Annotated in this window: 9 protein-coding genes; 8 read left to right on the top strand and 1 reads right to left on the bottom strand. The window is 66.1% G+C overall.

The window, feature by feature from the left end; genetic code table 11:
• Window positions 1–13 precede the first annotated feature (13 nt).
• The 3 genes from AC2FLM_RS09265 (at window position 14) to AC2FLM_RS09255 (ending at window position 1448) form a co-directional block, all read left to right on the top strand.
• Window positions 14–238 carry a F0F1 ATP synthase subunit C gene (locus AC2FLM_RS09265; RefSeq protein ID WP_011048925.1) on the top strand — a complete coding sequence of 75 codons (225 nt, stop codon included), beginning with the start codon at window positions 14–16 and terminating at the stop codon, window positions 236–238.
• Between the two features lie 86 nt (window positions 239–324).
• Entirely contained in the window at window positions 325–870 is a 546-nt protein-coding gene (locus AC2FLM_RS09260; RefSeq protein ID WP_234139869.1) for a F0F1 ATP synthase subunit B', read from the top strand.
• Between the two features lie 5 nt (window positions 871–875).
• A complete protein-coding gene (locus AC2FLM_RS09255; RefSeq protein WP_496857418.1) occupies window positions 876–1448 on the top strand; it encodes a F0F1 ATP synthase subunit B in 573 nt (190 codons plus the stop codon).
• A gap of 91 nt (window positions 1449–1539) precedes the next feature.
• Here the strand turns inward: AC2FLM_RS09255 and AC2FLM_RS09250 are convergent, their stop codons facing one another.
• Entirely contained in the window at window positions 1540–2310 is a 771-nt protein-coding gene (locus AC2FLM_RS09250; RefSeq protein WP_234139867.1) for a FadR/GntR family transcriptional regulator, read from the bottom strand.
• A gap of 154 nt (window positions 2311–2464) precedes the next feature.
• On the opposite strand from AC2FLM_RS09250, the gene AC2FLM_RS09245 reads away from it, so the two are divergent.
• From AC2FLM_RS09245 to AC2FLM_RS09225, 5 genes are all read left to right on the top strand, one after another.
• Window positions 2465–3673 carry an aminotransferase-like domain-containing protein gene (locus AC2FLM_RS09245; RefSeq protein ID WP_496857416.1) on the top strand — a complete coding sequence of 403 codons (1209 nt, stop codon included), beginning with the start codon at window positions 2465–2467 and terminating at the stop codon, window positions 3671–3673.
• Window positions 3674–3710: 37 nt separating this feature from the next.
• The gene (locus AC2FLM_RS09240) at window positions 3711–4109 is read left to right on the top strand and encodes a hypothetical protein (protein ID WP_496857414.1); all 399 of its coding nucleotides are present in this window, start codon (window positions 3711–3713) and stop codon (window positions 4107–4109) included.
• Window positions 4110–4247: 138 nt separating this feature from the next.
• Window positions 4248–7703, top strand: coding sequence for a chromosome segregation SMC family protein (locus AC2FLM_RS09235; protein ID WP_496858049.1), 3456 nt, complete (start codon window positions 4248–4250; stop codon window positions 7701–7703).
• 56 nt (window positions 7704–7759) lie between these two features.
• Entirely contained in the window at window positions 7760–8122 is a 363-nt protein-coding gene (locus tag AC2FLM_RS09230) for a hypothetical protein (RefSeq protein ID WP_496857412.1), read from the top strand.
• A 108-nt stretch (window positions 8123–8230) separates the two neighbouring features.
• Window positions 8231–8716: a GNAT family N-acetyltransferase gene (locus tag AC2FLM_RS09225; RefSeq protein ID WP_496857410.1), complete on the top strand. Its 486-nt coding sequence runs from the start codon at window positions 8231–8233 to the stop codon at window positions 8714–8716.
• Window positions 8717–8850: the final 134 nt, after the last annotated feature.

The raw sequence follows: 8850 nt of genomic DNA, 5'->3' as shown, positions 1-8850 counted from the left end.
AAGGAGACACATCATGGAAGGCGATCTCGCACATATCGGCGCAGGCCTGGCAGCAATCGGTTCCGGCGCAGCCGCAATCGGTGTGGGCAACGTGGCCGGCAACTTCCTGGCCGGCGCCCTGCGCAACCCCTCGGCCGCCGCGTCGCAAACCGCGACCCTGTTCATCGGCATCGCATTCGCAGAAGCCCTGGGGATCTTCGCGTTCCTCGTCGCTCTGCTGCTGATGTTCGCCGTCTAATTCGCGGAACCTGATCCTTACGCGCAGGTGGGCCCAGGCCATAGCGGCCCACCTGTTGTAAAGACAACGTTCCGACGGAGGACAACATGGCGACTGAAACAACCGGAGCTGTCAGCACCTGCGTCGATTCCCATGGCTCTGCCATCGGCATGCCGCAGCTGTGTTTCGACTGGTTCCCGAACCAGATCTTCTGGCTTGTCATCACGCTGGTCGTCGTCTTTCTGGTCCTGTCGCGCGTGGCCCTGCCGCGTATCGCGGCAATCCTGGCCGAGCGTCAGGGGACCATCACAAACGACCTCGCCGCTGCCGAAGACCTGAAAGCCAAGGCCGCCGCAGCGGAAGAAGCCTATACCAAGGCGCTTGCCGATGCCCGCGCCGAGGCACAGCGTATCGCCGCCGAGGCCCGTGCCGAGATTCAGGCTGGCCTGAACGACGCCATCGCCAAGGCCGATGCCGAGATTGCCGCCAAGGCCGCTGAATCGGAGAAGGTGATTGCCGGTATCCGTGCCGGTGCGCTGGAAAGCATCGAAGCGGTTGCCAAGGACACCGCCGAAGCGCTGGTCGACGCGCTGGGTGGTAAGGCCGACGCTGCCGCTGTTTCCGGTGCCGTCGAGCAGCGGATGAAAGGATAAGAGACATGCGTAACATTCTCGCCCCTGTCCTGAGCCTTGTCCTGATCGCTGGCGTGGCCAGCCCGGCGCTTGCCGCGAGCGGCCCGTTCTTCTCGCTGAAGAACACCGATTTCGTGGTGACCATCGCGTTCCTCGTCTTCATCGCGGTCCTGTTCTACTTCAAGGTGCCGTCGATGATCGGCGGGGCGCTGGACAAGCGTGCCGAAGGCATCCAGTCGGACCTGGACGAAGCCCGCAAGCTGCGTGAAGAAGCGCAAAGCCTCCTGGCCTCCTTCGAGCGCAAGCAGAAGGAAATGCAGGGTCAGGCCGATGCCATCGTGGCCGCGGCCAAGGACGAGGCACAGCGTGCTGCGGAGCAGGCCAAGCTGGATCTGCAGGCGTCGATCGCCCGCCGTCTGGCCGCTGCCCAGGACCAGATCGCCTCGGCCGAGGCGGCAGCGGTCAAGGACGTACGCGACCGTGCCATCGCAATCGCGGTTGCCGCCGCCGGCGACGTGATCGCCAGCAGCATGACCGCGACCGAGGCCAACAAGCTGATCGATGCCGGCATTGCCGACGCGGGTGCCAAGCTGCACTGACGTCAACAGCATGTACCGATCTGGAAAACCCGGCCGATGGTCGGGTTTTTCGATTCCAAAGATGTCGTCAGGGTAGTTGCCCGGGCGCAGTTCAGCTACGCCCGGCCTCATGCTCCAACCGCTGCCGGGCGATGGCCTCGTTGCGTTCGGCCTTTTCCTGATCGGCCAGACATTGCTCGACATAGCTCAGATGGTCGGACACGGCAGCGCGGGCGCCGGCCGGGTCACGTTCCTGAAGCGCGGCGTTGATGGCGCGATGCTGGTCCAGGATCGCCTCGCGTGTGGTGCGCTGGTGGAACATGATCTTGCGGTTATAGAACACGCCCTGCCGCAGCAGGTCGAACATCGAGCGCAGCATATGCAGCATCACCACGTTGTGGCTGGCTTCGATGATCGCCATGTGAAACTCGGCATCCAGTCGGGCCTCGTCCTCGCTCTTGCCGCGTTTATGAGCCTCGACCATCTTGTCAAAGATTGCCTGAATCACCTTGAGGTCGCTTTCCGAGCCCAGCCGCGCCGCGCGTTCGGCCGCCAGCCCCTCGATATCGCGGCGGAACGAGAGATAATCGAACATCGCCTCTTCATGCGAGGCGAACAGGCGGGTCAGCGCGGGCGAGAAGGCATTGCCCAGAACCTCGGCCACGAAGATGCCCGAACCCGCCCGCGACACCAGCAGACCCTGTTCCTGCAATTCGGCCACCGCGTCGCGCAGCGATGGGCGCGACACGCCCAGCCGCTCGGCCAGGTCACGTTCGGCGGGCAGCCGTTCGCCGGGTCGCAGGATGCCTTGCAGGATCAGCATCTCGATCTGGCGCACGACCGAGGTCGACAGTTTTTCGGGTTGGACTTTCTGGAATGGCATATGCGGGCGGGGCCTCTGAATGTGGTCAAAACATATGACCGGGCGCGGCGGGACGCAACAGGGTGCGTTCACGTCCTCTGTAACATTGGTCAGGGTTATTGACTTAAATTCCCCGCTTCCTAGTCTCGCCCCGATCTAGAGGGAGGACCGGAGCATGAGTCTGGAAGAGATCTTTGCCACGCGGGCGGGGCGGCTGAAGGCCTCGGAAATCCGCGAGCTGCTGAAACTGCTCGACCAGCCCGATATCCTGTCCTTTGCCGGAGGCATTCCCGACCCGGCGCTGTTCCCGGCCGAGGCCTTTGCGACCGCCTTTGCCGAGGCGCTGACGCCTGCGCACCAGGCGCAGGCACTGCAATATTCGGTAAGCGAAGGCTACTTGCCGCTGCGCCGCTGGCTGGCCGATCACATGGGCACGCTGGGCGTGCCCTGCGGCGCCGACAACATCCTGATCACCTCGGGTTCGCAACAGGCGCTCGATTACCTGGGCAAGCTGTTCCTGTCGCCGGGCGATACCGCGCTGGTGGGCTGGCCCACCTATCTGGGCGCGCTGGCGGCATTCAACGCCTATGAACCGGCCTATGACCGGCTGCACATCAACACCAACCGCGCGCCCGAAGATTACCGCACCGCGGCCGAGGCCGCCGGCGGACAGGTCAAGATGGCCTATCTCTCGGCCGATTTCGCCAACCCGACAGGTGAGACGGTGGATGAGGCCGGACGCGCGCGCCTGCTGGACCTGGCCGAGACGCTGGACTGTGCGGTGATCGAGGACGCGGCCTATCAGGCGCTGCGCTATGACGGTGCGCCAGTGCCGCCGATCCTGGCGCTTGAGATTGCGCGCAAGGGTTCGATCGAAGCCTGCCGGACGCTCTATTGCGGGTCGTTTTCCAAGACCCTTTCGCCTGGCCTTCGGGTCGGGTGGGTGGTGGCGCCGCAGGCGGTGATCCGACAGTTGGTGCTGATGAAACAGGCCGCCGACCTGCATTCCTCGACCATCAACCAGATCGCCATTCATCGGGTGGCCGAGACCCTGTTCGACAGCCATGTCGCCAGCCTGCGCGCCACCTATCGCCGCCGCCGCGACGCCATGCTGGCGGCGCTGGCCCGGCACATGCCCGAGGGCGTCGACTGGACCCGCCCCGAGGGCGGCATGTTCGTCTGGCTCACCCTGCCGCAGGGCATGGATGGCGCCGCGCTGCTGGCGCGGTCGCTGGACACGGTGCGGGTGGCCTTTGTGCCCGGGCGCGCGTTCTTTGCCGATGGCTCGGGCGCTAACACGCTGCGCCTCAGCTTCTCCTGCGCCTCGGAGGAGATGATCGAAGAGGGGATGGCCCGGTTGGGGCAGTTGCTGCGCGCCGGGTGAAACCCTCTGTTAATCGGACATGATGCAAAGTGCAGCCATGCTCCGCCTGCTCTCTCTCATCGTGTTGCTGGCCGGTTGCGGCGGCCCCGGGCGCGAGTTCCGGGGCCTGCCTGCGACCCGTGTCGATGTGGGCGGCAGCGTGTTCGACGTGCGGGTGCGCGGCAATCTGGCCGAGGCGATCCGGGTCAATCCGCAATACGCCCCCCGCTTTGGCCCGATCCGCGAGCGGGCGGGGTTTGCCATGGCGCAGGTCTCGGGCTGCCGGGTGGTTGGCGTACTGGGCGATCAGGCGGTGGCGACCGGTGTGCTCAGCTGCGACGGGCGCCCGGCCAATTGGGCACTGCCCGCGGCGATGTTGCGGTTCGACTGTTTCGAGGTGGACAGCTGGACCAGTGGCGGTACCGAGTATACCGATTTCGAATGTACCCCTTATTAGGGGTAAACGGGCCGGAAATCGCCATATATTGGGGATAACTCCGCTTGATCCTCCAGATGATGGGGCGGGGGCGTTGACAGGCGGCAAGTGGCACGGGCAGGCTGATTGAGCACTGGAATCACCGAAAGCCGCCCGCACTTGCGTTTCAACAGGCTCAAACTGACCGGCTTCAAAAGCTTTGTTGACCCGACCGATCTGATCATCGCGGACGGGCTGACCGGTATTGTGGGCCCCAATGGCTGCGGCAAGTCCAACCTGCTTGAGGCGCTGCGCTGGGTGATGGGCGAAAACCGTCCCAAGGCGATGCGCGGCGGCGGCATGGAGGACGTGATCTTTGCCGGTGCCTCCTCGCGCCCGGCGCGCAACTTTGCCGAGGTCACGCTGCTCATGGACAATTCCGAGCGGCTGGCGCCCTCGGGGTTCAACGATGCCGACCAGTTGGAAATCGTACGCCGGATCACCCGCGACGTGGGCAGCGCCTACAAGGCCAATGGCAAGGATGTGCGCGCCCGTGACATCCAGATCCTTTTTGCCGATGCCTCGACCGGAGCGCATTCCCCGGCGCTGGTGCGGCAGGGCCAGATCGCCGAGCTGATCAACGCCAAACCCACCTCGCGCCGCCGTATCCTGGAAGAGGCGGCGGGGATTTCGGGCCTTTACCAGCGGCGGCACGAGGCCGAGTTGAAGCTGAAAGGTACCGAGACCAACCTGACCCGCGTCGATGATGTGCTGGAACAGCTGGGCACCCAGCTGGCGCAACTGGCGCGTCAGGCCCGGCAGGCGGCGCGCTATCGCGAGATCGGCGAACAGCTGCGCCTGGCCGAGGGTCAGCTGCTCTATCGCCGCTGGCGCGATGCCGACGATGCGCGCGCCAAGGCCGAAGAGGTGCTGCGCCACCGTACCCTCGATGCCTCGCGGGCCGAGGCGGCCGCGCGTCAGGCCGAGGCGCTGCGCGCCGAGACCGAGGCGGCGCTGCCTGCGCTGCGCGAGGAAGAGGCGATAGCCGGTGCCGTGCTTCAGCGCATGCATGTGCAGCGCGACACGCTCAATGATCGCGAACAGCGCGCCCGTCAGCAGATCGAGGTTCTGACAGCGCGCATTGCGCAATTGGGCCGCGACATCGAGCGCGAGACCGGGCTGAACCGCGACGCGGGCGACACCATCGAACGGCTGGAATGGGAGGCGCGCGAACTGTCCAAGGCCGGCGCCGGCCATGCCGACCGGCTGGCCGAGGCGGCGGAACTGGCCCGCGAGGCGGCCGCCGTCCTGCAAGAGCGCGAGGATCATCTGAGCCAGGTGACCGAGGATGTGGCGCGGCTGGCCGCCCGCCACCAGTCGGCGCAGCGCCTGGTCGAAGACAGCCGCAAGACGCTCGCCCGCTCCGAGGCCGAGGAGACCCGCGCCCGGGGCGCGGTCGAAGAGGCCCACGCGGCGCTGGACCGCGCTGGCGAGGCCTATGCGGGCGCCGAGAGTGCTGCCGAAGAGGCTGCCGAGGCTGCCGAGGCCGCCGAAGAGGCGTTGGCCGCCGCCGACGAGCTGCGCGGCGAGACTCAGGCGCGCGAGGCCGAGGCCCGCGCGCAGCTCTCCGAGGCCGAGGGCGAGCTGGGCGCCATCCGCGCCGAGACCGGCGCGCTGGCCAAACTGGTTGAACGCGACACAGCCGAGGGCGGTCAGGTGCTCGACCTGATGCGGGTGGAGCCGGGCTATGAAAAGGCGCTGGGCGCGGCGCTTGCCGATGACCTGCGCGCGCCGCTGGTCGAGGGCAAGGGGCCGTCGGGTTGGCTCGATCTGCCCGATTACGCGCAGGGCCAGCCGCTGCCCGAGGGCGCCGACCCGCTGGCGCGGCATGTGTCCGGCCCCGACCGGCTGAGCCGCCGTATCGCACAGATCGGTCTGGTCGATGCCGCCACCGGCGCCCGCCTGCAAGCGGCGCTGAAGCCCGGTCAGCGTCTGGTCAGTCTGGATGGAGATCTGTGGCGCTGGGACGGCTTCCGCGCCTGGGCCGAAGACGCGCCCAGCGCGGCGGCGATGCGGCTGGAACAGCTCAACCGGCTGGAGGCGCTGAAGCAGGAACTGGCGCAGGTCAGCGCCCGTGCCGAAGGCGCGCGCGCGGCCCATGAGCGCCTGTCGCAACGCCTGCGCGAGGTGACCGAGGCCGACCGCCAGGCCCGCGAGGCCCGCCGTGCCGCAGATCAGCGCATGGCAGACGCCGCCCGCGCCCAAAGCCGCGCCGAGGCCGAACGCAACCTGGCCCAGGGGCGTCTGGAAACGCTTGGTCTGGCCGTCACCCGCCACAAGGAAGACGCGATGGCCGCCCGCGCCCAGCTGCGCGAGGCCGAGGCGGGGTTGGCGGATCTGGGCGATCTCGACACCGCGCGCGCTTCGGTAGAGGATATCCGCCACACGGTCGAGGCGGCGCGGATCACCATGCTGACGCACCGTTCCAGCCATGACGAGGTGCGCCGCGAGGGCGAGGCCCGCACCAAGCGCGCCCAAGAAGTCACCAAGGATCTGAGCGGCTGGCGCCACCGGCTGGAAACCGCGGGCAAGCGCATCGCCGAGTTGGAAGAACGCAAGGCCGCCTCGGAGGAAGAGCTGACCGAAGCGATGCAGGTGCCCGGCGAGATTGCCGAAGCGCGTGAGGAACTGGCGGAACAGACCGAAATCGCCGAGGCCCGCAGGGCCGAGGCCGCGGATCGGCTTGCCGCGGGCGAGTCGAAACACCGCGAGGCGGCATTGGCCGAGCGCGAGGCGGCCCGTCTGGCGTCCGAGGCGCGCGAGGGACGTGCGGCTGCCGAGGCCCGGGCCGAGGCCGCCCGAGAGACCATGCAGGCCGCCGCCGAACGCATCGCCGAAGAACAGCAACTGACCCCGAACCAGCTTTTGGCGAAGCTGGCGCTAGAGCCGGACGCCATGCCCGACAGCGACACGCTCGAAGCCGAGGTCAACCGCCACAAGCGCCAACGCGACGCCATGGGCGCGGTCAACCTGCGTGCCGAAGAGGACGCGCGCGAGGTGCAGGAAGAGTTCGACTCGCTGTCCAAGGAAAAGGGCGATCTGGAAGAGGCGGTAAAGACCCTGCGCAGCGGTATCGCCAGCCTCAACCGTGAGGGGCGCGAGCGGCTGCTTACCGCCTTTGAGCAGGTCAATTCGAATTTTGCCATGCTGTTCCGCCACCTGTTTGGCGGCGGCGAGGCCAATCTGGTCATGGTCGAAAGCGACGATCCGCTGGATGCGGGTCTCGAAATCATGTGCCAGCCGCCGGGCAAGAAACTGTCGACCCTGTCTCTCTTGTCGGGGGGTGAGCAGACGCTGACCGCGATGGCGCTGATCTTCGCGGTCTTCCTGGCCAACCCGGCGCCGATTTGCGTGCTCGACGAGGTCGACGCGCCGCTTGACGATGCCAACGTGACCCGGTTCTGCGATCTTCTGGACGAGATGTGCCGCCAGACCGACACAAGGTTCCTGATCATCACCCACCACGCGGTGACCATGGCGCGGATGGACCGGTTGTTCGGCGTGACCATGCAGGAAAAGGGCGTCAGCCAGCTGGTCTCGGTCGACCTGAAAAAGGCCGAGGCGCTGGTCGCCTGATCCGCCTCACCGCAACGTGACTGGGGGCGGGTAAGCAGCCGGGTTAGGTTTGACCCATGATCCTGCGCCTTGCCCTTGCCTGCACCCTTGTCGCAACACCCCTGATGGCCACCGAATGGCGCCTGAAAGAGGGCGACCGTCCCCTGAACGCAGTCGAGTTGGAGGCATTGGCCGGGCGCACGCTGACCTTCTACGACGATGGCCGCTCGACCTATTCGGCGGGGGGCTCGTTTTCCTATACCTATTCCCCGGCCAATGGCGGCGGCACCGCGTTCGGCACCTATCACATCGCCGAGGATGGCAGCATCTGCACCCGCTTCCGCAACGGTCTGGGTCGCTGCGACCTCTATGTCCTGAACGGTACCCGGCTGTTGCTAATCACGGAAACGGGCGAGCGGTATCCGGTCCGGCCAGAGTGAGATCGGGCGAAATGCTCCCCTGATTGAACGGGTTCGCCAAAGGTTCATGTCTTGCACGGCGCCCCGCCGCCGCTGGATATGCACGATGGTTCGGGCTAGCATCCGTCCATGCACAGATTTCGCAATGCCCGCCCCGCCGATGCCGATCGCTGCTTCGAGATCGAAACGTCCGCCTACGAAGGGGACGAAGCGGCAACGCTTGAGAAGATCTCGAAACGGATCGCGCTTTATCCCGAAGGCTTTCTCATTCTTGAAAAAGAGGGCGAGGTGGCGGGATTCATTAACAGCGGTTGCGCGTACCAGGTCGAGATGTCGGACGAGGCGTTCAAGGAGCTTGTCGGGCATGACCCCGAGGCCCCGAATGTCGTGATCATGTCCGTTGTCGTCGACCCTTCGCAACAGGGTACAGGTCTGGCGCGGGCTCTGATGGAGGAATTCGTCGCGCGGATGAGGGCGATGGGCAAGAGCGCGATATATCTCATCTGCAAGAAGCATCACGTGCCGCTCTACGAGAGATTTGGATACGGCTACATACGGCCGTCCGCCTCTGAACACGGAGGTATGGCATGGCATGAGATGTCCATGGAATTGTGAGTTCCAGCGCGGGCAAGCCGCTGAAACTCATGCATTTTCAGTACCCCCAGCGCCTGTTCCCTGATTGCCCGTGGCGGTCACGCCTTGGTGGCGAGCAACCCGCACAGCTGGGTCGATACAGCCTAGGAATGCTT

The organism is Ruegeria sp. SAZD011, assembly GCF_059612545.1.
The sequence above is the reverse complement of the archived record's forward strand: the minus strand, read 5'-3'. Positions and strand labels throughout refer to the sequence as shown.

What these genes read in the sequence shown, in the direction of transcription:
- AC2FLM_RS09225 (WP_496857410.1), top strand. Translation starts at nt 8,231, where the DNA reads ATGCACAGATTTCGCAATGCCCGCCCCGCCGATGCCGATCGCTGCTTC.
- AC2FLM_RS09230 (WP_496857412.1), top strand. Translation starts at nt 7,760, where the DNA reads ATGATCCTGCGCCTTGCCCTTGCCTGCACCCTTGTCGCAACACCCCTG.
- AC2FLM_RS09245 (WP_496857416.1), top strand. Translation starts at nt 2,465, where the DNA reads ATGAGTCTGGAAGAGATCTTTGCCACGCGGGCGGGGCGGCTGAAGGCC.
- AC2FLM_RS09255 (WP_496857418.1), top strand. Translation starts at nt 876, where the DNA reads ATGCGTAACATTCTCGCCCCTGTCCTGAGCCTTGTCCTGATCGCTGGC.
- AC2FLM_RS09240 (WP_496857414.1), top strand. Translation starts at nt 3,711, where the DNA reads ATGCTCCGCCTGCTCTCTCTCATCGTGTTGCTGGCCGGTTGCGGCGGC.
- AC2FLM_RS09260 (WP_234139869.1), top strand. Translation starts at nt 325, where the DNA reads ATGGCGACTGAAACAACCGGAGCTGTCAGCACCTGCGTCGATTCCCAT.
- AC2FLM_RS09265 (WP_011048925.1), top strand. Translation starts at nt 14, where the DNA reads ATGGAAGGCGATCTCGCACATATCGGCGCAGGCCTGGCAGCAATCGGT.
- AC2FLM_RS09250 (WP_234139867.1), bottom strand. Translation starts at nt 2,310, where the DNA reads ATGCCATTCCAGAAAGTCCAACCCGAAAAACTGTCGACCTCGGTCGTG.